Source organism: Serratia sp. 2723 (genome assembly GCF_050434425.1).
Taxonomy (GTDB): Bacteria; Pseudomonadota; Gammaproteobacteria; order Enterobacterales; family Enterobacteriaceae; genus Chania.
In genome coordinates this window covers 93,004-118,070 of the sequence record NZ_JBNDIN010000012.1, presented here as the reverse complement: position 1 = coordinate 118,070, position 25,067 = coordinate 93,004, and the positions used below count along the sequence as shown (strand labels likewise).

The following is a 25,067-nucleotide window of genomic DNA, read 5'->3' as shown; positions in this document are numbered from 1 at the left end:
TTGCAAAGGATAGCATCATGGCTGGGGACTTTCTGGCAGCAAAACAAAATGACACATTAGCGCATACTTCACTTTTGGCCGATGTGATTAGTGGCGTAGTTAAAGGCGCTATTTACACCGCCATTGGTTTGGCGGCAGTGGCGGCGACGGCGGCGACGGGAGGTGCTGCGCTGGCGGTCGGGCTGGCTGCCGGTGCTGTCGGTGGGTTTGTCTTGGGGGAGGCGATTGATGCCGTTTCTGACGGTATTGGTGAATTTTTTGGGGGGACCTCGCTGGATGCGACCATTACGACCGGATCGCCAAATGTGAAGACCAAAAGCCTGCCCTCAGCCCGTGCGGCAGGGAGCATTCCGCATGAACGCCTTTACGCTCTGATCGAGGAAGAACGGAGTAATCCACCGAAAAACAAAGCATTGGCGATCGCCGAAGGCGTGGCGAAAAAAGCGTTTATGTTGTCGCCACCGGGTATGGCAATGGCTGCGGGCTCCATGATCATGTCCCTGTTCAGCGAGAATAAAGCGGAACCCACTGCGCCGCCCCCACCCGATAATGGCGAACCCAAAAAAGGGTTTTGGGAGGGAGTTTGGGATGGCATTGTAGCCCCGGTGGCCGCCGCCAAAGATCCTGCAGCAACCCCCAAAGATCAAGACCTGATTGTCTGCACCAAATGGCATGCCTTTGGCGGGCCATTATACCTGGCGGAAGGGTCGAAAAAAGTTCTTATCAACAGCCAACCCGCCAGCCGCAATGGCGACCGAAGTACTTGTGAAGCCGTGATCCAACATACCCACGGTGCGCCACGGGTGCGTATTGGTGGCGGTAGCGTGGTAGTGCGTGACATAAGAAGCGGTAAAAACCCGATAGCAGATTTTTTAGGGCAGATTATTGGCTCTGCCGGGGTGGGCCTGTTGGCCGGGGGATTACGTGCTTTGCTCAGTGGAGGGTTGCGCAATTGCCTTAAGAAAGTAGGTTGTACCCTCGCATCGGAGGCGATTGGATCGGCGATCGGCGTTGGAGTGAGCAGTACTTTGGGTGGCGCGCTTGGTCAGGCGGCCTCCGCTGTCTCGAACCCGGTGAATGCGGCCACTGGAGCCAAGGTTTTATACGGCGAAGAGGATCGTGACTTTGTACTGCAAGGGCAATATCCGCTGTATTGGCAACGTATATATAACAGCCGTAATGCGAACTCGAGTATTTTGGGGCGTGGTTGGTCGCTTCCGTTTGAGGTTTCACTACGCCTGGAACCTTCGACTCGTTTTCCGGGTGAAGATGAGGTTATCTATACCGATCGTTCTGGACGTGATCTGCCGCTGGGGATCATGGCGCTGGGTAGCACGTTCTACTATGTTGATGAAGGCTTCCGGATGTACCGCAGCCTCAATAACATCTTCCTGCGTGAAACCCCGGACGGTGATTATCAACTGTTTGAAGCCGATCCTCATCATATCAACCGGCTGCGACTGGCAAAATCCCTCGATCGCCATGAGAACAGCCTGACCTACAGCTATAATCCAGATGGGCAACTGACGCATATTTATGACGAGGTGCAGGCGGTATCGGTTCAGCTCCTTTACCACCCAGATCATGCGCAGCGATTACATAAAGTCTGCCAGCAGAGCGATGAGCATAACGAACGTGTTCTGGTGGAATATGGCTACAATGACGCCGGAGAATTAGTGACCGTTCAGGATGCGGATGGTCGAATTACCCGTCGTTTTGCCTATGATCTTGAACACCATCTGATGATCATGCACCAGTTCGTTACCGGATTACAGGCGAGATACCGCTGGCAATGGTTGACTGTACCGGACGAGCTGCGGGATGAGGGCGACCCTGAACAGCAGGGTTATATTGCAGAGCACTGGCTAATGGATGGTGAGCAGTGCCTGGAAGCCTATCAACTGGAATATGATTTGCCGCAACGGACTTTGCGCGTCAATCAAACCGGAGTCGGAACAAGCATACGGCGCTGGGACGTTCAGCACCAGATCACCGAGTATACCGATGTTTATGGTCACTGCTGGCAGTTTGAATGGAATGAAAAGCGACAATTGCGTTCCGCGACGGACCCGCAGAGCGGTATTTACCGTTTTGAATATGATGACCGTGGCAACCTCACTGCCAGTATCAACCCTGAAAATGAAAAACTCTTCACTGAGTGGGATGAGGATTTTGCTTTCCCTCGTTCGCGAATATTGCCTAACGGTGGCGCCTGGTATTACCAATATGGCGCACGTGGCGATCTGATCTCTACCATTGATCCTGCCGAACAGATCACCCGTTATGATTACGATGACTTGGGTAACCTGATACGTCTGGTGGATGCCAAGGGTAACGAAAATCACTACGTGTACAACTCTCGCGGGCAGGTGATCCGCCAAACGGATTGCTCCGGCTATATGACGCGTGTGGAATATGACGAGTGGGGACGGTTGCAGCGTGTTACCGACGCAAGTGGGGCTGCAACCCAGTATCATTTTACCGCTGGCGGATTGTTGGAGAAGCAGAAACTGCCAGATGGGCGCGAACCTCAATTCGAGTATGACTCTTCAGGCCAATTGGAAAAAGTCATCAGCCCGGCGGGGGATATCACCCGATTTGCCCGTAACCGTCGTGGACAGGTCACCGAACGTTGGGATCCCAAACAGCAGAGTGTACGTTTCCAGTACGATACTCTAGGTCGACTGATCCGTTTGTCGAATGAAAAAGGAGAGGCATATCGGTTTGAGTATGATGCGCTTCACCGCTTAACGGCCGAATATGATTTGAGTGGCCAATGCAAGCAATACCAGTATAACGCGTTAAGCGAGTTGGTTGCGCTGGCACATTTCCCGGACAGTGAAGCGGTTGCGTTACGGTATTCGCCTATCTTTACTCACTTTGAACGCGATGCTATTGGTCGGCTACGCGTCAAGATGACCCATGACAGTCGCACAGAATACCGTTACGAAAAGTTGGGGATCACGATCACTCGTTTTACCCGAGCCGAATGGGCGCAGGCCGCTGTTGAACAGCGTGAACCTGATACCATGGATTCGCTGGTGTTTAGCTACGACAATCAGGGGCAACTTACCGGCGAGAAGAACCATGGCGGTCAGTATCAGCATCACTACGATCCTTTGGGAAATCTGTTAAGCACGGTGCTACCGGATGGCCGCGCGCTTCGTCATCTCTATTACGGCAGTGGACACTTGCAGCAAACGAATCTGGTTGAGGATGACCAGACCTGGGTGCTAGCTGAGTACGATCGTGACCGACTCCACCGGGAGGTTCGTCGTACCCAGGGCGATCTCCAGCAGCAGACGGAGTATGACGCCAGCGGTCGTATTGTGGCGAATATCACTCGCCTGGGTTCCCGTGCCACCGTCTTTGCTCCGGTTATCGATAAACGTTATGGTTATGATGCCCACGACAATCTGGTTGAACGAATTGTTAATTACGGGAATAGCGATCGGCCGTTCCAGTATGGGCCACGCGAGGATGAGCAATACCACTACGATCCGGTAGGCCAGATCGTCGGTAAAGCTAAAGGCTATGATTCTGCGGATTATCTGTATGACGCAGCGGCCAACCTCCTGGATCGTACGTCACCGATGGTGGTTCATAACCGGGTCATGAAGTTCGAGGGGTATACTTATCGCTATGATGCCTTTGGCCGCCTTGCTGTGCGCATCAATGAACGTAAACGGATAAGGCAGCACTTCGATTACAACAGTGAGCATCGTCTGGTAGGTGTGCGGTTCGATAATCACCCTGACCTTACCCATGCGGAATATCGCTATGACGCATTGGGGCGGCGGACGCACAAAGTTTTGTATCGTCGAGCCATAGAAAATACCCCGGTCCCTGAACCAGAAACCACGACGTTCTACTGGAATGGGATGGTGCTCAGTGGCGAGCACACCAGTGACAAACCGAAAAACAACGTCCTGTATACCTATAACAACTTCAGCTATGAACCGCTGGCGAGGATCGACACGTTCCATTATAAAGATGCGGAGACAGAGAAGACGCACCATTCAGTGGATGTGTATTACTACCATAACCATCTGAACGGGATGCCGGAAGAGCTTACTGATGAAGCGGGCAGGATAGTCTGGCGTGGATATGCCAGCCTGTGGGGAGAGGTGTTCAAGGAGGAGAATAAGCAATACGCGGTAGTGGCGCAGAACCTGAAATTGCAGGGCCAATACCTTGACAGAGAAACGGGACTGCATTACAACACCTTCAGGTACTATGATCCGGTGATGGGGCGCTTCACCCAGCCTGACCCGATAGGGCTGGCGGGGGGGATGAATCTTTATCAGTATGGGCCGAATCCATTAACGTGGGTTGACCCTCTAGGGTTATCAGCAAAAGAAGATGTTACAACGTTCTACCATGCTGGGGATATTAAGGGGCCGATTGATCCTTCAAGAGGGCGGCAGGGGCTAGATTTTAACTCATCCGGTAAAGGTGGGTTTTATGTGACAACGGATAAAGCTCAAGCTATTGAGTGGGCTAACTCCCGTAGCCATCCGACGATTACCCAGTTTGATATTCCAAACTCTGAACTTGCCAAACTTGATATTAAAGTGTTTGACTCTGCTAATGGTGAGTGGGCTGATTTTGTTACCCAAGGCCGTAAAGGTACTCTTTCACATGGTTATGATGGCGTAAGTGGCCCTATGGTAGGGAATCCAGGTGCAGTAAGAAGAGGAGCATCGCCAACAAGCAGAGGAAGTCAATTGGCAATTTTCTCAGATAAAGCAGCAGCGCTGTTTGATCGCTTCAAAGTTAAAGGTTGTTAGCTATGATGGATAAAAATAAGATTGTTGATCACATTTTGTTTGTTAATGATAAAAAACCGACGGAAAATATAATTTTTAATTTTCATACGTGGGTGGAAATAATAAAAGCCATCATGGTGAAATATGCTAATAAATCAGAAGATGAAGCAATATCTCTTATGTTTGCTTCGCCTTTAGTAAATAATGCACTAGATGGTTATATGGCGATTGTTGTTCGGTGTCATGAGTTGGAATATCATTGGGCGATGGAGTTAGCCTATGGAGAGCAATATTGGCAAAAAGGCATTAGCTCTCAGGAACCAGAAGATTATTTTGAATGGGAAGAACAGTATAGAAAAGATCACAATCTAGCTGAAGAAAGCTTTGTATTTAGTGATTGATAAAGTGCAAACTGGAAAGGTCACCTTTGGATCTTTCCAGTTTTTTATCCTGCTGCTATGCCTGTATATTCCTCTGCTTAACCCGAATCATCACCTTGCCGGGTATCACGCTGATCGCCAGTGGTTGCCCGGTCAGGCCGCACTGCGTCAGCCAGTCTCCTGCCAGATACAGCTTACCGTTATCCCGTACCCAGTCCACGCCGATAGGGGATACGACTGTGCTTCAATCAGTCTATGTTTTCATTACCAATTGATTTACAATAATTTTGTGCAGATAAAAGCTATCACGGAAGGGCGGTAGCGTATGAACTACGATGCAAACTTTATGACCCATTACAACCTAAATAGGTAGTACGACCCAGAGGTAGGCCGGTTTACGACGCAGGATCCGATAGGGCTGGCGGGGGGCGAGAATACTTATAGTTATGTTAAGAACCCTATAGACTCGATCGATCCATTCGGTCTTTCAACTTGCTCTGATGCGAGAAAGTTAGCCGACAATTTAGGTCCGAAACCGTTAGGGGGAGGGCAGCATGATGCTCACCACATTGTTATGTCGAATTCTACGGATCCTAAAATGAAAGACTTGAGAAAGTTGATGGATGATTTGAATATTGACATCAATGATAAAAGAAACGGTATTTGGCTGCCAAATACTAAAAATGATAGGATAACGGATACATTAACTACAGCCCATAAAGGTAATGGTGTCCATGGTAAAGCATATAAACAATATGTTTATGATAAGTTGATAAGTTCAAAGACGGATAAAGAGTTCTTTAGTGCTCTGAAAAATATCAAAACAGAATTATCTAATGGGAAGATATTCCCGTTGGCAAATGGAAAAATGCCAGTGTGATTTTAGAGGTGATACATGGATAAGATAATAGATGAAATGAATAAAAAGATTAATCAACTAAAAAATGAATTGGAAGATCATGAGTTTCTAGAAAATAAAATAGCGTCATGTAGCTTTAATAGTAATGTTGTCTCATGGTCTAAATCAAGAGCTTATAGTCTCATTCCGTTTTATAGTGAGTTAACTGGTTATAAAACAGATAAAATGTTAACAAAAGAGCCAAAAAATAAAAATAATTCATATTGTTATTTTGGACGGCCAGAGATAGATAGAATTGTGAGTTATAATTCTAGAGGAGTGATTGAAGCTGAAGAGTATATTATAAGTTCTGTCAATCATAAAATCGGCATAATGAAGGATTTTAGAGGTGATTTTAGAGCTTTAACTCAGCTATTTTTTGATAGCAAGGGTCGCTATTTAGAGTGTTATTCTGTAACTGATGATGATGAATACTTCGGATATCATTATATTTATAATGAGAACAACGTATCAGAGATCATATCTGTAGCAAGTAATGGCTTAAAACCATATGTTACGCTTTATCTAGAGTATATGGATGATGGTAATTTAAGGCGAATATATTTTAAAAGTGACATGAAATTAGTTGATGTTTATAGTAGTAACTAAAAATGTAATAAATGATATTTTAATTGTTTATTCTGGGAGTTTCTATCTGAAACTCCCATTTTTTATGAACGCATCTCTGTTAAACTTTAGTTGCCTTGCACAACGAGGTTACTAATCCATTAATTGTCTTAATTGAAGAAGATTTTTTCAATTTTACGAGATAATGTAGAAAAAGTTCCTTTTGTAACTCCAGAGCGCGAGCTGTACAGTGCGTCACGTTGATCGTCAGTAGTTACGTGGTAAGGCTGCTGTATGTCCGCGACGGTAAAGTTTGTTAATCGTACTCAGCCCACATCTTTATAGGGGCATTCCCCTGACTCAATTAATCTGTATCTACATTACCATTTGATTTACAATAACTTTGTGCAGATGAAATCATCAAGGTAGGGCGGTAGCATACGGACTACGATGCAAAGCATTTGGTTTTTACAGACGAAGTTGATGCTACTATTTACCGGTGGGTTGCTATCTGACGCCAGACCCGATAGGGCTGGCGGGGGGGGGGAAGGCCGTACTCATATGTTCATAATCCGTTGGGTTCTATGGATCCTTTGGGATTAGCGGCGGCTGATTATCCTTGGAATCAAAGTAACATTAGTTTCGGTGAATGGTTTGATTCTGCTACTGTTCAAGATGTCAAAGATGCAATGGCTAATAAAGCCACAAAGACTGGTGTAACTGATGCGTTACGTAATGGCGGTGGAGCTCATGAATGGTTCCCTGTTTCGATGGCTGAAAAAACCAAGTCATTAGGATTTGCTAATAATGAACTTATTGAACTATCGACGCCGCGCTCGAGTGTTTGGTTCCAAAATGTGCCAGATCCTAGAAATATAGGTGCTTATTTAGAAGAGCCGCATTCTGAACGCTAAATCGCCAGCAGAAGCGAAGAGGTTCGGCAGGGAGGTCGCTGGCTTTAATCAGCAAATGTGGGAAGCACACTGTTTTGAATTGGTGTGCGAAGGCAACCTCCACAAGTTTAGCCAGCACCCACAGCTGGGCGCATTTCTTGTCGACACTCGCGCACGTGTGCTGGTTGAGGCCAGCCCAGTCGACCGTGTCTGGGGCATCGGCTTGGCGCAGGACGACGAACGTGCAGCCAACCCTCTGAGGTGGAACGGAACAAACTTGCTCGGCTTCGCGCTGATGGTGGTAAGGGACACGCTTGGAGGTGCCACCGATGATAAATAGGATACTGTTTGTGAATGGCTGCGGTAGCTCACCGAAGCCGTTGATAGGGTTACTGGGTGGTATTCGCGTTATCAAGTCCTGGTAGCGGAATGGCGCTTTATTGATCGAGAAATGTACCATGGTCGGCAGCAATGCAGCTCGTTTATTGCCGTCGATCAGGCGGATACTGAAGACTTTCTTCTTTAACGCTTAAAGGATAAGTAGCTCTCGTATATAATGTCCGGAGAACATACCCTGGTTTTTTTTAATCTTTCTTCTCTTCCATAATGAATATGAACTCTAGATAAAACAAAGAGATATCTTATACTTTAATTGTTTTTAATACAGGTTACTTTAATCCCTAATGAATAAGGATTAGAGGAGGTCGGTGAATTAAATCCAACATCGGCACAATATTGTTTTGGTCTCGTGCAAAATAACCCCCCATTGCGCGCGTGACAGCCGTATCAGCAAAACCATTTATTGGTTAATCCACAAGGGATTGTATGATAACCAAACCCCCGTTAGCCTTCACAGGTGTACGCAAAACCCGGTAAAAGGCATCCTGCAACACCATTACCAAGCGCGCCCCCGTCGATGACCTTGCAATAAAGTTTTTAAACAAAAAAACAGTACGTTACATTTTTTCACCCCAACTTTTTCTATACCCATCACGTTTTACCGTGTCGTAAAGCTTATGCTGAGGCAGTGGGGGATTCATTGTTACAAAACCAGGCAGGGGTAATACATTATTATTTTTGTTGTTTGGTTGGCGATTTATTTAATGGTATTAGGATTTTTGTTTAAAAGATAATGAGAGTTATTGTTATTTAAATGCGTGCGCGAATAAGTCCAGCCAGGAAAATATGCAAGAAAATGATTATCGGCGCTTTTGCCATTTTCCACGGCCTGGCCCACGGCGCGGAGCTTTCTCATTCGGTGGCGGCGCTTTCCGGTATGGTGATTGCAACGGCGATGCTGCACGTGGCTGGGTTGGGTATCGGCTATCTGCTGGCGTCTTCGTCCACGCATAGCGGCTGGGCGCGGGTGATTGGCGGTGGTTCATCGCTGCTGGGGATCGGCCTGCTCAGCGGTGTGATCTAAGTTTATCAATTTACTCACCACGGTTTGCTGGCAGTGTCTTTGCGATAGCTGCCAGCTATTATCTTAAAAAATAACGAGCTGCTGGATTTGCGCCTGTTTTATAGTTAGATTCCCTGCTAACTAAGTGCGCTTGATACCGCACTACTTTTAAACAACATGAATTAATTCAAAAGTTACAGGGAATGTTGCTATGAACAGGGTTAGTGGTTTACTGGCGTTATGCCTGGTTTCTTTTTCTTCTCTGGCCGATTGTCAGTCCCTCCTTACCGATTTGGCTAAACCCTTCGCCGCCAAAGTGACCATGAATACCGAGCTGTCCACCTGCAAGGTGTGGCCCTATGCCCCGGATAAAACCATTGCGGTGCTGATGCTGGAGCCCAAGGAGGAGGCCCAACCCGATTTTACCGACTATGACGTCGCCGTTTTGGTGGTCGATAGCCAGTCCGGCAAGGTGTTGGCCAGCAAATATCATCCCAGGGCGATTATGGATGACGCTATCTATACCAGCAGCGTGACCATCGACACTGCGCGCTACCAATTGTCTCCGGCGATACGCGCCTTCGGGGTGCGTTTTATCCACCGCGGCTCCTCCTCGGTCAATCCCATCAGCATCGAACGGCTTAACCTCTATACCCTGCAAGATCAGCAAGTCACTTTGGTGCTTAATAATCTGACCATGAATGAATATAGCGGTGAGTGGGATGGCCAGTGTGCCGGGGATTTCGCCGCAACCAATCGCGCATTGGCGCTTGGCAAGAGCGCACATAACGGCTTCCAGGATCTGCAGCTACAGACCATAGCGACGCACAAGGGGGCGAGCAGAAAAGGGGAGGATTGCGTGGAAAGCAACAAAGTCGTTGCCAAGACCCGCGTCGAGCTCAAGTTCGATGGTAAAGCCTATCCCGTAGAGCAGGATAAGTTGCTCGAACATCGTTTTTAATCCGCGCCCGGACATTACCAATCATGAAAAAAATCGGCTTCTACGACCTGCCCTTCATCCGCCACGATCTTAACGCGCCCACAGAAGGTAAGCTGCGGCGCATTTTAGCCGGTGACAAGGTGTTCTATACCTACAGCAGACAGTTTGTCGATGCCAAGGTGTTATACCGTTTGGTATCGGGGGATCGTGTGTATATCGGTGCTCATCAGTTGGACGATGGCAGCTACTGGCTGCATTGGCTGGTTTCGCCTGAAAAGGGGGAGCTGCAACCGAAGCTGGCCGACATTAACAAATCGGCTGCGCTGATGAGGTTGGTAGGCGCAATCATATTAATAGTGCTCTCAGCGGTGGTTTATTTTCAGTTGCCAAATATTTGGGTGATGCTGCTGCTGCTTTGTCTTTTCCTCTTTGGCTGCTGGTGGTTTAAGGCTTCGTTACATACGCTGAAGGTGGGAACCAGCAGTCATACGCGCAGGCTGTTAAAAGGGTTTGAGAGCGTGAAACAAGGCGATACATCCCTATGCCGTAGCACCACTGTGTTATTAACCAAGCCGGGGAGCGGCGCGCTTTCGCTGCAAGCCCGCAATGAACAAGATAACGACCTCGATACACTGCAGCCGAATGATTTGCTGTTGGCCGATAAAGTCACCCTGACCAGCGTGAGAGGAGAAGCTGCCAATGTCAGCGCCCGCCGCAGTTCTAGTGGCAGTGGCAATAACCGCCGGGATTTTATTGACTACCAATTTAGCTGCAACGACGTGCCGTTCCAGTTTCGCTGCAGAATTAACACGGTGATGGACGATCACAATCCGCTGTTCTATCGGCAACATCCCTTCTTCCTGGCAGCCGAAGATCCGCTGATGCTAGTGATCAATCAGCAAGATAATTCAGTGCTGGGCATGTGTAATGAACGGGATGGCAGTACCTATCTCAAACTTGGTGGGATAGCCGTTTCTTTTCATCAGCTTAAGCTGATGTATAAACTGATTTTCGGCTTCGGGTTGTTTATATTGGTGCTCATGTTATTTAGCATCCTGTATGCGTGGTGGGAGCAGGGAGGTGTGCCGGATAAGTGGGATTGGCTGGAAGCCGCAGACATGCTCTATCTCAGTGGTTTTGCAAGCATCATGATCTTTGGTGCGATTATGCTGCTGGTGGAGATCAGTATCTGGATAACGCGCAGGAACTCGCTCAGGGCGGCGCGTTTTGTCTTTGCCCGCCATCAGTTGATGCTGTTTAAAAAGCGCGACGTTGGCAAGCCCTATATTCAGGAAATCCCCTAATGCTCACCAATAGCCTAACACGCATTATCCTGCTGGCCTTGGGAGTCATTGTTTCCTGGGTGATGTTTTATATCAAAGGCTATGCTGGGTTTGCCCCCGGCTGGCAGTGGCAGCGAAACTATCAGGCAGAACGGCCTGCTATAGTCATGAGAGATCCGCGCCTGAGCAGTTTTCAGCAGGGAGTGCTGCTAACGGGTATCAGCGATGCGATCAAGACCAGGATCACGGAAACTGAGAGTGACCAGAATGCGCGGATCTATCACTACGATAATACGCTGCAGATCGATGTGCTGGCAGACATTGGCCCCCCCTTGTTAAACCTGCAGATATCCCCTGATACCACCATGTTCCGTTTGATGCTGGAGGAAAACGTTGGCCGTGGAGCAGCCCTGAACCGGAACTATGGCAGCGTCACGATCCCGGTTAGCCAACTCATCATCGAAGAGAATGGCAAGCTGCGCGTCAGCGCCCGTTTTTTGGGCTACGTGACAGAGCAACAGTGTGATGCCCAGGGGCATTGTCTGGTTGTGTTTGGCGCCAGTTCTTATAGCCAGGATGCCGTCTTTTATTCGGCCGATGGCGGGCGTAACTGGCGTTGGCTACCCCAGTGGCAAGAACCCGAACATTACAATACCTATCAACTTTTGGGGTTCTATGAGGCGCAGAGTGTGCTGCTGGTCCAGAAGGGCAAACTCTATCGGTCGGGCGATTTCGGCCAGCATTGGCAACAGGTATTCGATCTGTCCAAGCTATTAATCGAGCGCGGGATTGATCCTGCCTTCTATAAGGCCAACTGGTACTATAACGGTGGCGATCGGGTTATTGTCAATAATCAGCCAAAAGAGACCGGAGAAGGTAATGATTTGGTCGGTTCACTGCTGCTTGATTTCAATCTTAAATCTGCACGGGTCCAGTCCAGCCAGTGGGTAGCCGGTGATATCGTTGCGGCCGACATCACCCCGCAGGGGGATTTTGATTTTGTCTTGCGCCAGTTTCCACGGCAGCGTTATAGCCTGAACCGGTTGCTGGATGATGGCACGCTGCAACCGCTGTTGGAAACCGGCGGAAAGAGCTTAGGTAAGCTGTATGCGGGCAATAATCTGTTGATGATGGAGAAAGCGTTCAACGATCCGCGGCATATGACCGTTTCTACCGATGGTGGCCAGCACTGGTTCAGAATGAAAAAACTGCCTGATAGCTATTACTATAGCGTGCAGTTTGATCGCTGGCGTAACCGCCTGTTCCGCTTTTCAACCCAGGAATACTATTATCGAGAGTTGGGCAATAGCGATGGCCTGATGTATGAGATGGCCACGCTGCCGTGATCGCCAACAGAGCCGCCATGCAGCGGCTCTCAACGTACGCCGCCGTGGAGCAATTGCAGGCGGGGCATTTCGCCTCAGCCATCTGTCAGCACCTGTTGTAGCGCTGCGACCAGTTTACGGTTGGCCGCTTCGCTCTTGATCGCCACCCGATAATAGTCGGCAGAAAGGCCGGGGTAGTTGGCACAGTGGCGGATCAGGATGCAGTGCTGCAATAGCGCCTGTTGCAGATCGCAGCCAGGGCGCAGGCAGCGCAGGAAAATATAGTTCGCCGCTCCTGGCCAGATACGCAATTGTGGCAAGGCTGCCAGCGCGTCAAACAGCCACGCTCGCTGCTCTGCCAGCCATTGGTGAGTTTGCTGGATGTAGTCGCGATCGTCGAGGATCACTTCACCGGCCAGTGCTGCATAGGCATTGATGGTCCAGGGTTCGCGCAACTGCTTCATCTGTTGCAGAGCAGCGCGATCGCTGCTGACCAGATAGCCGAGCCGCAGCCCGGGAATGGCGAAGAACTTGGTCAACGAACGCAGGATATAGAGGCGGGAATACTCTGCCATTTGTGGGATCAGCCCGGGAGTATCCGGCAGAAAATCGATAAAGGCTTCATCAACGATCAACGCAATATTGTGCTGGCGACAACAGGCGAGAATGGCCTGCAACAGTGCGGGGTCTGGCATCAGCCCGGTGGGGTTGTTGGGGGTGGCCAGGAACAGACAGTCCGGCTGGCGCTCGGCCAGCACCTGCAATAACCGTTCATCGGGTTGAAAACCACCGGCTTCATCCAGCGGGAAGTCTGCGATGTGGCAGTCAATCCGCTGCAAAGCCCGGCGATATTCGGCAAACCCCGGTGTAAGGAGCAGCGCTGTGCGGGGGCGCAGCCGATTGACGATGGCGTAAATCAGCTCGGTGGCTCCGTTGCCAGCCATGATATTTTCTGGCAGGCAGTGATGAACCCGCGCCAATGCCGCATGCAGACGCCGGTATTCGACATCGGGATAGCATTCGGCGCTGGTCAGATGCTCGATAATCGCCGCCTTCAGGCTGGCGGGCATGCCCAATGGATTGATATTGGCGCTGAAATCAATGATCTCGGCCGGATCCAGGCCGGTTTGCAACGCCATTTCCAGTACGTTACCACCATGTTCACTCACGTTTACTATCCCCCATTTCAAGTCTGCGTGCAGAATAACATTGCCGAGGGATTGGCGGTTAATCGTCGTCATTGAAGTCTATGTGCAGTGTTGGATTTTTTACAGTGTCTTGCCATTGACCACGATGCCGTTTTTATCTCAAAAATATGAAGTGACGCAGGCGAACGGTGCAATAAAGACAACGCTAATTGTCTGAGATCAATGAACTCTCTGGAATGCCGCTATTTTTATGGCGGGCAATAAACTTGATCTTTTTTTATCAATTAACTGGCGTATATTCGGCATATTGTTAACAGCATTAAAACGATTATTGCCAACTGGATAACCTGCAACTTGACGAGACTCAGGTTGTGATTGGGAAGGGGGTGTAACTCCCCCGCAGCCCCCGCTGCTGTGATGCCGACGAGTTCACTGTGACCACTGATCTACGGATTGGGAAGGAGTGGATGAGGATGACGCTAAGCCAGAAGACCGGCCAGTTGGTTGGAACATTCAACTCCTTCGGTGGGAAGTGGGTTGTCATTGGATACGTGCGGCCACTGGCGCTGCACGGCCGTATCTTTTTGACGCCCAAAATCCCGACCGTCAGGCCGGGATTTTTTTATGCAATCAACGGGCAACAAGGCAGTACTTATCGCGGGTACCGGCAGCGGCTGTGGCAAGACCACGTTGACGCTGGGCCTGTTGCGTGCGTTACAACAGCGTGGCCTGCGCGTGCAACCCTTCAAGGTCGGCCCCGACTATCTGGATACCGGCTGGCATAGCGCAGTCAGCGGCGTGACCTCACGCAATCTGGATGCCTTTATGCTGCCTGCCGCTACGCTCAATGGTTTATACAACCAGCATATGCGCCACGCCGATGTGGCGGTGATCGAGGGCGTGATGGGGCTGTACGACGGTTACGGCATCGATCCGAACTATTGCAGCAGCGCGGCGATGGCCAAACAACTGGACTGCCCGGTGATCCTGCTGGTCGATGGCAAAGCCGTCTCGACCTCGGTGGCCGCGACCGTGCTCGGTTTTCGTCAGTTTGATCCCGCATTAAAACTGGCTGGCGTGATCGTCAACCGGGTCAACTCAGAAACGCATTACCAACTGATCCGTCAGGCCATCGAGCGCTATTGCGGGGTGCCGGTGTTGGGGCGCTTGCCGGTGCTGGAAGAGGTGGCTTTGCCATCCCGTCATCTGGGGTTGGTGCCCGCCCAGGAAAACCTGGCGGACGATCGGCGCTGGCAGCTGTTGGCACAGCAGGTTGAGGCGTTTATCGATATCGATCGCCTGTTGGCATTGAGCGCCTGTACGTCGCCACCGGCTGGTGAGCCACCGCGGCTACCCGATCCCGCGTTAGCGCAAGGACTGACCTTGGCGCTGGCGGAAGATGAAGCCTTCAATTTCTACTATCCGGATAACCTCGATCTGCTCGAGCAGGCGGGCGTGCGCATCCAACGTTTCAGCCCGCTGCACGATCGCCGTTTGCCCGATTGCCAGATGCTCTACCTGGGCGGCGGCTATCCCGAGGTGCATGCGGCCCGGTTGGCAGCCAACGTTAACATGCATAGCGCATTGCAGCGGGCCCACCGTCAGCAAATCCCGATGTATGCCGAGTGCGGTGGTCTGATGTACCTCGGCAACGGCTTGACCGACAGCGCCGGAGTACGCCACCGGATGAGCGGTATCCTGCCAGGGGAGAGCCATATGGGCAGCAGCCTGACCCGTTTCGGCTATTGCCAGTGGCAAGCGCGTAGCGACACCCTGTTGGCGGCCCGTGGCGAAATGCTGCTTGGCCATGAGTTTCACTATTCCGACTTTACCACTGCACTGACCCCGGTGTTTGACTGTGCCAAATGGCGCGACGGGGTAGCCGTTCAGCGTTGGCAAGGGGGATACCAGCTTGAACAGACTCAGGCCAGCTACCTGCACGTACATTTTGCCCAGCGGCCCAGCTTGCTCGATCGCTGGCTGATGGCCGCGAGGCGTGCGCTATGACGCTGCTGGCCTGGTTCGTTGCCTATCTGCTCGACAGCCTGCTCGGCGATCCGCCGCACTGGCCGCATCCGGTGCGCTGGATCGGCAACCTGATCGCCTTACTGCAACGGGCTATCCGCCGGGTATGCCATGGCGAGCAGGCTCTCAAGTTTGGTGGCGGAGCGCTATGGCTGGCCGTTGTCGGGCTGGTCTGGCTGGTCAGTTGGGGCTTTTTAACGCTGATGGGGTCTATCCATCCGTGGTTGGGCTGGCTGGCGGAAGTCTGGCTGATTTATACCTTGCTTGCCGGACGCTGCCTGGAACGGGCGGCGATGGAGGTTCACCAGGCGTTGCAAAGTGCCGATATCGCGCAGAGCCGCCGCAAGCTGTCGTGGATTGTCGGGCGCGACACCTCGCAGCTGGAAGAGCCGCAAATCACCCGGGCGGTGGTGGAAACGGTGGCGGAAAACAGCGTGGATGGCGTGATTGCGCCGCTGTTCTTCTTGCTGCTCGGTGGAGCACCGCTGGCGATGGCGTATAAAGCGGTCAACACCCTCGACTCGATGGTGGGCTATAAAACGCCGAAATACCGTGCTATCGGCTATGTCTCGGCGCGGATGGATGACCTCGCCAACTGGCTACCGGCCAGGCTCAGTTGGCTGCTGTTGAGCTGTGCGGCCCGCTTGAACGGTTTGGACTGTCGCCAGGCGCTGCGTATTGGCTGGCGCGATCGCTATCAGCATACCAGCCCCAACTGCGCCTGGTCGGAGGCCACGGTGGCCGGGGCGCTGGGAGTGCGGCTTGGCGGCCCCAATGACTATTTTGGTCAGCGGGTCGAAAAACCGTGGATCGGTGAGGCGTGCCGGGAGATCGCTCTGGCAGATATTCCCCGCAGCACGCGTCTGATGATGACGGCCTCGCTGTTGGCACTGCTACTGTTTGCAGCATTGCGCCTGCTGTGGCTTGGCGCTTGAAAGGGACAATCATGGACTACCTCAAACAACCACAACGTATTGAACAGCAAAGTTTCCAGATAATCAGTGAGATCATCGCCAACGAACGGCCAGACTACCGCTTTAGCGATGCCTGGCAGGAAGCGGTGATCAAACGGGTGATCCACACCACCGCCGATTTTGATTGGCTGGATATTCTCTGGTTTTCGCCACAGGTGATGCAGGCGCTGATCGATGGGCTACGCCGTGGCTGCACGCTGTATACCGACACCACGATGGCGCTATCCGGCATCAACAAAACCCTGCTGCAAAAGCTGGGATGCGAATGCCGCTGCTATATCAGCGATCCACGGGTGGTTGCGGCAGCCAAGGCTCAGGGGATCACGCGCTCAATGGCCGCCGTGGATATCGCGCTGGCGGAAAGCGGGGAAAAACTGTTTGTGTTTGGCAATGCGCCTACCGCGCTGTTCCGGTTGTTGGAACAGCAGGCCGAGCCGACGGCGGTCATCGGCGTGCCGGTGGGGTTTGTTGGGGCTGCGGAATCCAAGGCTGCGCTGAAAAACAGCGGTCTGCCCAGTATCGTTGCCTGTGGGCGTAAAGGCGGCAGTAACGTTGCCGCCGCTATTATCAATGCCACGCTGTATCACCTGTGGGAGGGGAGATGAATGAGGTAGGGCCGCAAGACAGCGTTTGGCACCACGGCAAGCGTTATCGCAAAGGCTATACCACCGGCTCTTGTGCCACGGCGGCAGCGAAGGTGGCTGCGCTGATGGTGTTGCGCCAGCAGATTATCCATCAGGTTTCGATCGTGACGCCTTCAGGCGTGACGCTCAATCTGAATGTGGAACAGCCGTTGATTGAAGGGCAGCAGGCTACGGCGGCGATCCGCAAAGACGGTGGTGACGACGTGGATGCCACGCACGGCATGTTGATCTATGCCCGCGTCAGCCTGACGCAAGATCATCAGCAGATCCTGCTACAGGGGGGTGAAGGCGTTGGTACCGTTACCCGTAAAGGGATTGGCCTGCCAGTAGGCAGCGCGGCCATTAACCGTACTCCGCGTCAAACCATCGAGGCCGCCGTACGGGAAGCGATCGGCCCACTGAGGGGGGCACTGGTCGAGATTTTTGCTCCGGAAGGTATCGAACGCGCCCGCAAAACCTACAACGGTCGCTTAGGGATCCTCGGGGGGATTTCGATTATCGGCACTACCGGGATTGTCACCCCGATGTCGGAAGAGAGCTGGAAACGTTCGCTGGCGCTCGAACTGGAGATGAAGCGGGCGGCAGGGCAAGACCGGGTGATCCTGGTGCCGGGCAACCACGGAGAACGCTTCGTACGCGAGCAGTTGGGCCTGGACGGGCAGCAGGTGGTAACCATGAGTAATTTTGTCGGCTACATGCTGCAGGAAACGGTGCGGCTGGGATTTCGCCAGGTGTTGCTGGTTGGCCACCCAGGAAAGCTGATCAAGGTTGCGGCAGGGATCTTTCACACCCACAGCCATATTGCCGATGGGCGAATGGAAACTCTGATCGCCCATCTGGCACTGATGGGGGCTCCCGTTGAGCTGCTGCGGCAGGTGGAGCAATGCAATACCACGGAGGCGGCGTTGGAACTGATTAGCGAACAGGGTTGGCAGGGGGTGTTCCCGCGTATTGCACAACGCATATGCCAGCGGGTGCAGGAGATGCTGCGCTTTAGCACCCATCCCCCCGGCTGCGACGCTATCCTGTTCTCGTTTGACCAACAGATCCTGGGTTGTAACCGGCCATTGCAGGAGATTGTGGAGGCGATGCGATGATCACCGTGGTGGGCGTCGGCCCCGGCGAGAGCCACTTCCTGACGTTAGAGGCGCAGGCGGTTATTGCCGCCGCCGAGGTGCTGGTGGCGGGCGCTCGTCATCTGGATACCTTCGCGACTTCACAGCATAAAACCCGGCGTCTGGATGCCGATCTGGCCGGACTGCTGGCCTGGCTACGTCAATCAATGGCGCAGCGGCACATCGTGGTGCTGGCCTCTGGCGATCCGCTGCTGTACGGCATCGGCAAGTGGCTGGCTGCGCATTTCTCCCCCGCCGAGCTGCGCATTATTCCCGGGATCAGCGCCATCCAGTATCTGTGCGCGCAAATCCCCTTGGACATGAACGATATCTATCTCACCAGCAGCCATGGCCGTACGCCGGATTTTGACTGGCTGTTGCAGCACGACAAGGTGGCGATGGTGACAGACGCCATCATCGGGCCGCGAGCTATCGCAGAGGCCATCTTGCAGCGCGGTTTGACGCGCCGCCTGATTATCGGTGAAAACCTCTCGCTGCCCACGGAACGCATTTATTGCCTGCAGCCCGAGGCGGTGGCGCAGCGCTATGACATCAACGCAGTGGTGATCCTCAATGAAAGATGACGTTTTTTTACGTGGCCTGCGGGTGCCAATGACCAAAGAAGCGGTACGGCTATTGGCGTTGGAACGGTTGGAGCTGGCCAACGCGCGGCACCTGATCGACATCGGCGCTGGCACCGGCAGTGTTGCCTTGGAGGCGGCGCTGCGTTTCCCGGCTTTGCAGGTCACCGCAATTGAACGTAACCCGGCGGCGTTGGAGCTGATTGCGGAAAACCGCCAGCGGCTGGGGTGTGAAAACGTCACCGTGGTGGCCGGAACGGCTCCTATGGCTCTGGAGGCCAAGGCCGATGCCGTGTTTATCGGTGGCAGCGGTGGGCAACTGACGGAGCTAATCGATTGGGCGTTGGCGCGCTTGCATCCCGGTGGCCGCCTGGTACTGACGTTTATCTTACTCAACAACCTCAGCGAGGCGCTGGCCTGCCTGCAAACACGCGGTGTGTCGGCGATAGCCGGGGAACAGATCCTGTACTCGGCCCTGACGCCGTTGGGCAGCGGCCACTACTTCAAACCCAACAATCCGACCTATCTCATTTCTTGCTACAAGGAAGGTAACGATGTCTGAACAACCCCAGTGGGACACGCAGAAAGTCTGGTTTGTCGGCGCGGGGCCGGGGGATCGTGAATTGATCACCCTGAAGGGTTACCGGCTGCTGCAACAGGCTCAGGTGGTGATCTACGCTGGCTCGCTGATTAATACCGAGCTGCTGGAGTATTGCCAACCCCAGGCCGAACTGCACGACAGCGCGGGGCTGACGCTGGAGCAAATTATCGCGCTGATGGTGGACGGCGTTCGCGCTGGCAAGCTGGTGGTCCGGCTGCAAACCGGCGACCTCTCGCTGTACGGCTCGATTCGTGAACAGGGCGAGGTGCTGGGGGAGCAGGGCATTGGTTTTGTTTCGGTGCCGGGCGTGAGCGCCTTCCTTGGCGCAGCTGCCCAATTGGGGGTGGAATATACCGTTCCCGAGGTGGCGCAAAGCCTGATCATCACCCGTATTGCAGGGCGTACGCCGATGCCGCCGCTGGAGCAGTTGGCCTCCTTTGCCGCCCACCAGACCTCGATGGCGATTTTCCTTTCCGTGCAGGAAATGGATCGGGTGGTGGAACAACTGCTCGCCGGTGGCTATCCCCCACAGACACCGGTTGCGGTGGTCTATAAGGCTACCTGGAAAGAAAGCCAAACGGTGCGTGGCACGCTGACGGATATTGCCCAGCAGGTACGCGATGCCGCCATCCGCAAAACGGCGCTGATCCTGGTAGGTGCTTTTCTGGGGGAGGAATACCACTATTCCCGCCTCTACGATGCAGGGTTCAGCCATGAATATCGCCAAGCCTGAATCCATCGCGGTTTTTTGCCTGACGCCGAACGGTGTGCGCTTGGCGCAACGTTTGCAGGCGCAACTGCCACTCAGCTGTTTTACCAGCGAGAAGCTGCTGGCCCCCGGCTTTATACCGTTTAACGGCAGCTTTGGTGCGACGCTGCGTGAAGCGTTCAGCCGCTATTCGGCGCTGGTAGTGATCGGTTCGACGGGCCTGACGGTGCGGGTGATCGCCCCGCTGATCCAGGACAAGCTGACCGATCCGGCGGTGGTGGTGATCGACGAACGTGGGCAGCATGCGATCAGCCTGCTGTCTGGTCACGTGGGCGGGGCGAATGCCCTGACGCTGAGGCTGGCGGGGCTGTTGGGGGCCGATCCGGTGATCACCACTGCCACCGATGTCAATCAGATGGCCGCGCTGGATACGCTGGCGGCGCAGTTAGACGCCGAGATGTCGGATTTTCGCCTGGCGGTGAAAACCGTTAATCAGCTGCTGGTGAGTGGGCAGCGGGTCGGACTATGGTGGGATGAACCTTTGCGCGATGAGCAGGCGCGTTGCGATACCCGGGGGTTTGTCGCGGCTACCGAGCTGGGGGCGCTGCCAGAGCTGGATGCGTTGGTCTGTGTCAGCCTGCGCGATCGCTTACCTGAGCTACCGCTGCCGGTATACAAGCTGGTGCCGCGTCGGGTGGTGGTGGGCATCGGTTGCCGCCGGGGAACCTCGTTGGCGCTGCTGAATCAGCTTTTGGAACGGCAGTTGGCCGCCAATGATTTCGACCCTTTGGCGCTGCGGGCGATCGGCAGCGTCATGCTGAAAAAGGACGAACCCGCCTTGCAGCAGCTGGCGCAAGAGCGGCGGGTACCCTTCGAACTGTTCAGTAGCGACGAGCTGCGCCAGCACGAACGGCGTTTTCCTGCCTCCGAGTTTGTGCGCGCCACGGTCGGTGTCGGTAGCGTTTCACAGCCGGTGGCCTGGCTGATGAGCGCAGGAAAACTGGTTGGTGACACCCTGCGTGAGCAAGGGATCACCATGACATTGGGAGTGTCACATTGATGTTAAGCGTAATCGGCATTGGGCCGGGCAGTGAAACGATGATGACCCAGGACGCCATTGAGGCGATCCGTGAAGCAGAGATCATCGTTGGATACAAAACCTATACCCATCTGGTGAAGTCCCTGACCGGGGATAAACAGGTGATCAAAACCGGTATGTGCAAGGAGATTGAACGTTGTCAGACGGCGATCGATCTGGCTCTGGCTGGCCATAAGGTCGCCTTGATCAGCAGCGGTGATGCCGGGATCTACGGCATGGCCGGGCTAGTGCTGGAGCTGGTAGGCCAGCAGCAACTGGATCTGGAGGTGAAACTGGTGGCGGGGATCACGGCGAGCATCGCTGCGGCCTCTTTGCTGGGGGCACCGCTGATGCATGATTTCTGCCATATCAGCCTGAGCGATCTGCTGACCCCATGGCCGGTGATCGAAAAGCGCATTATTGCCGCCGCGCAGGCCGACTTTGTGATCTGCTTCTACAACCCACGCAGCCGTGGCCGGGAAGGGCATCTGGCCCGCGCCTTCGAACTGATGAAACCGCATAAGTCCCTCGCTACTCCGGTTGGCGTGGTGAAAGCGGCGGGGCGTAAAAAACAGGAGAAATGGCTGACGACGCTCGGTGAGATGGACTTCACTCCGGTAGATATGACCAGCCTGGTGATCGTGGGCAACCATACCACCTATTGCCGCAACGGGCTGATGATCACCCCAAGAGGCTATGCCCTGTGATCCATATTTTCGGCGGTACCAGCGATGCCCGCGCAATCTGCCAACTGCTCGATGAAGCGGGGGAGCGCTATAGCCTGTCGGTGGCCAGTGAGGCAGGGCGGCAACTGGCGGGCAACATTCTCGGCGCGGTGGTGGTCGGGCGCATGGATAGCGACGAGATCGCAAACTATTTGCAACGGCACGCTATCCGCTGGGTGATCGATGCTTCTCATCCCTACGCAACGGCGTTGAGCGAGAACGTGCTGGCGGCCTGCCATCGGCAAGGCGTGCGGCTGACCCGCTACCAACGGCCCAGCGAAATCGATCGGTTATCCCATCCGTTATTGCACAAGGTTGATGATGTTGCCCAGGCCTGCCGATTGGCCCAAACCCTGGGGCCGAGGGTGCTGTTGACCACCGGCAGCAAACAGTTGGCGGATTACCGGCATGGGTTGCCAGAAAAAGTGCTGCTGGTGCGGGTGTTGCCCACCGCCGAGGTGCTGGCGCAGTGCGAAGCGCTGGGCCTGGGCGTGGACAACATTATCGCTCTGCGCGGCCCGTTCAGCGCGCAGTTCAATCGTGCGCTGTATGAGTTTTGCCAGCCGGACGTGGTGATCACCAAAGAGTCCGGGAATGAAGGCGGTTATCTGCAAAAGGTCGAACCGAGCCTGGCTTTGAACATTCCCTGCATTGTCGTGCGCCGTCCGCAGCCGTTGGCAAGTGAAGGCTGGGGCGAACAGGTCAATTCGCTACAAGCCTTCGCCCAGCGGCTGTCTGGCTGGCAACAATCACAAGGAGAAACAGAATGAAGAAAGCGCTGTTGGTGATCAGTTTTGGCACCAGTTACGAGAGTACCCGGCAAAAAAATATCGAAGCCTGTGAACAGCGGTTGGCCGCCAGCAATGGCGACCGCGACCTGTTTCGCGCCTTTACCTCTGAAATGATTATCCGCAAGCTGCGTCAACGCGATGATTTGTCGATCGACAATCCGCAACAGGCATTGTGTCGTTTGGCGGCTGAAGGCTATCAGGATGTCGCCATCCAATCGCTGCACATTATTAACGGCGATGAGTATGAAAAAGTGGCGAGCCAGGTGCGCGCCTGCGGTCACCTGTTCCAGCGGTTGGTGCTGGGCAAGCCGTTGCTCACCGGCTATGAAGACTATCAACAACTGCTGCTGGCGTTACGCGGGCAGATGCCGCCGCTGGCCGCCGACGAGCGCGTAGTGTTTATGGGGCACGGGGCCAGCCATCACTCGTTTTCTGCCTATGCCTGCCTTGACCATCTGATGACGGAGCAGAACTTTCCGGCCTTGGTGGGGGCGGTTGAAAGCTATCCGGAAGTGGACGGGGTGATTGCCCGTTTGCAGCAACAGCGGGTACGCAAGGTGCATCTGATGCCGCTGATGCTGGTGGCTGGCGATCATGCCATCAATGATATGGCCTCGGATGAGCCGGATTCCTGGAACTCGCAAATTACGGCGGCCGGCATCGAGACCCAAAGCTGGCTGCAAGGATTAGGCGAGAATCCGTTGATCCGCCAGATGTTTGCCGATCATCTTGCCGCGGCGCTGCGCCAGAGTGAGCTGGAGGTGGTGGAATGAGCGGAAAACTGTATGCCATGGGCGTTGGCCCTGGGGCCAGCGATCTGATCACCGTGCGCGCCGCCCGGCTGCTGGGGACGCTGGATGTTTTGTATGCTCCAGCCGGTCGTAAAGGGGGAGATAGCCTGGCGTTATCGATCGTGCGGGAATATCTGCTGCCGCACACCGAGATCCGCACCTGCCACTTCCCGATGAGCGCCAATGACAGTGAAAAAAAGGCAGTGTGGGATGACATCGCCCAACAGCTTGAGGCGGAGGTTGCGCAAGGGAAGCGGGTGGGATTTATCACCCTGGGCGACGCCATGTTATTCAGCACCTGGGTGTTTCTGCTGGCGCGTCTTGGCCGCCCGGAATGGCTGGAGATTGTACCGGGCGTCACCTCGTTTGCGGCGATTGCTGCCCGTGCGGCGTTGCCATTAGCCATGGAATCGCAGTCGTTGGCCGTGATGTCTTGTACTGCGCCAGAGGCCGAGCTGGAACAGGCTTTGCTGACGCACGACAGCGTGGTGTTGATGAAGGTGTATGGCCGTCTGCCGCTGGTGCAGTCGCTGCTGGCTCGCCTGAATCTGTTCGAGCACGCGGTGCTGATGGCGGAGGCTTCCTTGCCTGGGGAACAGTGCTGGCGGCGGCTGGATCAGGTTGCTGCCGATCTGCCGTTACCCTATTTCTCTACCGTGATAGTGAACAAACATTGGCTCACGAAGGAGTAACAGATGGAAACACAAACCGGGAAGCTCTCGCTGCTGGGGTTGGCATTCGCGCTGCTGATGATGGCGCTGCCACAAGACGCGTTTGCCATGCATATCATGGAAGGTTTTTTACCGCCGCTCTGGGCGATGGCCTGGTGGCTGCTGTTTTTACCCTGCCTGTATGTCGGCATACGGCGGCTGAAGCAGATCGTCAGCGACGACAGCAACCAGAAGGTGTTACTGGCGCTGTGCGCGGCGTTTATCTTTGTGCTTTCGGCGCTGAAGATCCCTTCGGTTACCGGTAGCTGCTCCCACCCAACCGGCGTCGGGCTGGCGGTGATCCTGTTCGGCCCCGGCGTCGTGGCGGTGCTGGGGGCGATTGTACTGCTGTTCCAGGCGCTGTTGCTGGCCCACGGTGGCTTGACTACGCTGGGCGCTAACGGTATGTCGATGGCGGTGATTGGTCCGGTGGTGGGCTATCTGGTGTGGCAACTGGCGTGCAAATCCGGGGTGCGGCGGGACGTGGCCGTCTTCCTGTGTGCGACCATTGCCGATCTGGCCACCTATTTTGTGACCTCGATCCAACTGGGAATGGCCTTCCCGGACCCACAGTTTGGCGTCTTCGGCTCCAGCGTGAAATTTATGGGGGTGTTCTGCCTGACACAGATCCCGATCGCCATTGCCGAAGGGCTGTTGACGGTAATGATCTATGACCAGTTAACCAAACGCCGGATCATACCGGCAGCGGGGCATTGAG

The 25,067-nt window shown here is 53.9% G+C and carries 25 protein-coding genes, 1 pseudogene and 1 riboswitch; of the genes and pseudogenes, 24 read left to right on the top strand and 2 right to left on the bottom strand.

Annotation, left to right across the window (positions count from 1 at the left end):
- Positions 1 to 17: 17 nt before the first annotated feature.
- Positions 18 to 4,790 carry an RHS repeat-associated core domain-containing protein gene (locus ABIE29_RS17830; protein WP_429619985.1) on the top strand — a complete coding sequence of 1,591 codons (4,773 nt, stop codon included), beginning with the start codon at positions 18 to 20 and terminating at the stop codon, positions 4,788 to 4,790.
- Between the two features lie 2 nt (positions 4,791 to 4,792).
- Complete coding sequence (locus ABIE29_RS17825; RefSeq protein WP_429619984.1) at positions 4,793 to 5,170, top strand: hypothetical protein; 378 nt, start codon at positions 4,793 to 4,795, stop codon at positions 5,168 to 5,170.
- Positions 5,171 to 5,225: 55 nt separating this feature from the next.
- Here the strand turns inward: ABIE29_RS17825 and ABIE29_RS17820 are convergent, their stop codons facing one another.
- Complete coding sequence (locus ABIE29_RS17820) at positions 5,226 to 5,369, bottom strand: SymE family type I addiction module toxin (RefSeq protein WP_429619983.1); 144 nt, start codon at positions 5,367 to 5,369, stop codon at positions 5,226 to 5,228.
- A gap of 165 nt (positions 5,370 to 5,534) precedes the next feature.
- On the opposite strand from ABIE29_RS17820, the pseudogene ABIE29_RS17815 reads away from it, so the two are divergent.
- The 9 genes and pseudogenes from ABIE29_RS17815 to ABIE29_RS17775 form a co-directional block, all read left to right on the top strand.
- A pseudogene (locus ABIE29_RS17815) lies at positions 5,535 to 5,624 on the top strand (RHS repeat-associated core domain-containing protein); the annotation flags it as partial.
- A complete protein-coding gene (locus tag ABIE29_RS17810; protein ID WP_429620018.1) occupies positions 5,610 to 6,029 on the top strand; it encodes an AHH domain-containing protein in 420 nt (139 codons plus the stop codon). The pseudogene ABIE29_RS17815 and the gene ABIE29_RS17810, both read left to right, overlap by 15 nt.
- A gap of 15 nt (positions 6,030 to 6,044) precedes the next feature.
- A complete protein-coding gene (locus ABIE29_RS17805) occupies positions 6,045 to 6,656 on the top strand; it encodes a hypothetical protein (RefSeq protein ID WP_429619982.1) in 612 nt (203 codons plus the stop codon).
- 542 nt (positions 6,657 to 7,198) lie between these two features.
- On the top strand, positions 7,199 to 7,528 hold the full coding sequence (locus ABIE29_RS17800) for a hypothetical protein (protein WP_429619981.1): 330 nt from the start codon (positions 7,199 to 7,201) through the stop codon (positions 7,526 to 7,528).
- A complete protein-coding gene (locus ABIE29_RS17795; RefSeq protein ID WP_429620017.1) occupies positions 7,515 to 7,847 on the top strand; it encodes an NADAR family protein in 333 nt (110 codons plus the stop codon). Before ABIE29_RS17800 ends, ABIE29_RS17795 begins: the two co-directional genes overlap by 14 nt.
- A gap of 855 nt (positions 7,848 to 8,702) precedes the next feature.
- Positions 8,703 to 8,930, top strand: coding sequence for a HupE/UreJ family protein (locus tag ABIE29_RS17790; RefSeq protein WP_429619980.1), 228 nt, complete (start codon positions 8,703 to 8,705; stop codon positions 8,928 to 8,930).
- Positions 8,931 to 9,120: 190 nt separating this feature from the next.
- Positions 9,121 to 9,870, top strand: coding sequence for a hypothetical protein (locus ABIE29_RS17785; protein ID WP_429619979.1), 750 nt, complete (start codon positions 9,121 to 9,123; stop codon positions 9,868 to 9,870).
- Positions 9,871 to 9,893: 23 nt separating this feature from the next.
- Complete coding sequence (locus tag ABIE29_RS17780; RefSeq protein WP_429619978.1) at positions 9,894 to 11,153, top strand: hypothetical protein; 1,260 nt, start codon at positions 9,894 to 9,896, stop codon at positions 11,151 to 11,153.
- Complete coding sequence (locus tag ABIE29_RS17775) at positions 11,153 to 12,478, top strand: hypothetical protein (protein WP_429619977.1); 1,326 nt, start codon at positions 11,153 to 11,155, stop codon at positions 12,476 to 12,478. Before ABIE29_RS17780 ends, ABIE29_RS17775 begins: the two co-directional genes overlap by 1 nt.
- A 74-nt stretch (positions 12,479 to 12,552) precedes the next feature.
- Here ABIE29_RS17775 and cobD read toward each other — a convergent pair whose 3' ends face one another.
- Complete coding sequence (gene cobD, locus ABIE29_RS17770; protein ID WP_429619976.1) at positions 12,553 to 13,626, bottom strand: threonine-phosphate decarboxylase CobD; 1,074 nt, start codon at positions 13,624 to 13,626, stop codon at positions 12,553 to 12,555.
- A gap of 301 nt (positions 13,627 to 13,927) precedes the next feature.
- Positions 13,928 to 14,120: riboswitch (cobalamin riboswitch) on the top strand.
- Positions 14,121 to 14,229: 109 nt separating this feature from the next.
- On the opposite strand from cobD, the gene ABIE29_RS17765 reads away from it, so the two are divergent.
- From ABIE29_RS17765 to cbiM, 13 genes are read left to right on the top strand one after another with little or no spacing between them, the layout of a single operon-like run.
- Positions 14,230 to 15,612, top strand: a complete 1,383-nt coding sequence (locus tag ABIE29_RS17765) for a cobyrinate a,c-diamide synthase (protein ID WP_429619975.1) — start codon at positions 14,230 to 14,232, stop codon at positions 15,610 to 15,612.
- The gene (cbiB, locus tag ABIE29_RS17760; protein ID WP_429619974.1) at positions 15,609 to 16,565 is read left to right on the top strand and encodes an adenosylcobinamide-phosphate synthase CbiB; all 957 of its coding nucleotides are present in this window, start codon (positions 15,609 to 15,611) and stop codon (positions 16,563 to 16,565) included. Before ABIE29_RS17765 ends, cbiB begins: the two co-directional genes overlap by 4 nt.
- A gap of 11 nt (positions 16,566 to 16,576) precedes the next feature.
- The gene (locus tag ABIE29_RS17755; protein ID WP_429619973.1) at positions 16,577 to 17,209 is read left to right on the top strand and encodes a cobalt-precorrin-8 methylmutase; all 633 of its coding nucleotides are present in this window, start codon (positions 16,577 to 16,579) and stop codon (positions 17,207 to 17,209) included.
- Positions 17,206 to 18,345, top strand: a complete 1,140-nt coding sequence (gene cbiD / locus ABIE29_RS17750; RefSeq protein ID WP_429619972.1) for a cobalt-precorrin-5B (C(1))-methyltransferase CbiD — start codon at positions 17,206 to 17,208, stop codon at positions 18,343 to 18,345. Before ABIE29_RS17755 ends, cbiD begins: the two co-directional genes overlap by 4 nt.
- Positions 18,342 to 18,947, top strand: a complete 606-nt coding sequence (locus tag ABIE29_RS17745) for a cobalt-precorrin-7 (C(5))-methyltransferase (RefSeq protein WP_429619971.1) — start codon at positions 18,342 to 18,344, stop codon at positions 18,945 to 18,947. Before cbiD ends, ABIE29_RS17745 begins: the two co-directional genes overlap by 4 nt.
- Positions 18,937 to 19,506, top strand: coding sequence for a decarboxylating cobalt-precorrin-6B (C(15))-methyltransferase (locus ABIE29_RS17740; protein ID WP_429619970.1), 570 nt, complete (start codon positions 18,937 to 18,939; stop codon positions 19,504 to 19,506). Before ABIE29_RS17745 ends, ABIE29_RS17740 begins: the two co-directional genes overlap by 11 nt.
- Positions 19,499 to 20,278, top strand: a complete 780-nt coding sequence (locus tag ABIE29_RS17735) for a cobalt-precorrin-4 methyltransferase (protein WP_429619969.1) — start codon at positions 19,499 to 19,501, stop codon at positions 20,276 to 20,278. The genes ABIE29_RS17740 and ABIE29_RS17735 overlap by 8 nt, the downstream gene beginning before the upstream one ends.
- Positions 20,259 to 21,314 carry a cobalt-precorrin 5A hydrolase gene (gene cbiG, locus ABIE29_RS17730; RefSeq protein WP_429619968.1) on the top strand — a complete coding sequence of 352 codons (1,056 nt, stop codon included), beginning with the start codon at positions 20,259 to 20,261 and terminating at the stop codon, positions 21,312 to 21,314. Before ABIE29_RS17735 ends, cbiG begins: the two co-directional genes overlap by 20 nt.
- Entirely contained in the window at positions 21,314 to 22,039 is a 726-nt protein-coding gene (locus ABIE29_RS17725) for a precorrin-3B C(17)-methyltransferase (protein WP_248945843.1), read from the top strand. Before cbiG ends, ABIE29_RS17725 begins: the two co-directional genes overlap by 1 nt.
- Complete coding sequence (locus ABIE29_RS17720) at positions 22,036 to 22,827, top strand: cobalt-precorrin-6A reductase (protein ID WP_429619967.1); 792 nt, start codon at positions 22,036 to 22,038, stop codon at positions 22,825 to 22,827. Before ABIE29_RS17725 ends, ABIE29_RS17720 begins: the two co-directional genes overlap by 4 nt.
- Entirely contained in the window at positions 22,824 to 23,621 is a 798-nt protein-coding gene (gene cbiK / locus ABIE29_RS17715; protein ID WP_429619966.1) for a sirohydrochlorin cobaltochelatase, read from the top strand. The genes ABIE29_RS17720 and cbiK overlap by 4 nt, the downstream gene beginning before the upstream one ends.
- The gene (locus ABIE29_RS17710; RefSeq protein WP_429619965.1) at positions 23,618 to 24,331 is read left to right on the top strand and encodes a cobalt-factor II C(20)-methyltransferase; all 714 of its coding nucleotides are present in this window, start codon (positions 23,618 to 23,620) and stop codon (positions 24,329 to 24,331) included. Before cbiK ends, ABIE29_RS17710 begins: the two co-directional genes overlap by 4 nt.
- Positions 24,332 to 24,334: 3 nt before the next feature.
- A complete protein-coding gene (gene cbiM / locus ABIE29_RS17705) occupies positions 24,335 to 25,066 on the top strand; it encodes a cobalt ECF transporter S component CbiM (RefSeq protein WP_429619964.1) in 732 nt (243 codons plus the stop codon).
- Position 25,067 lies beyond the last annotated feature (1 nt).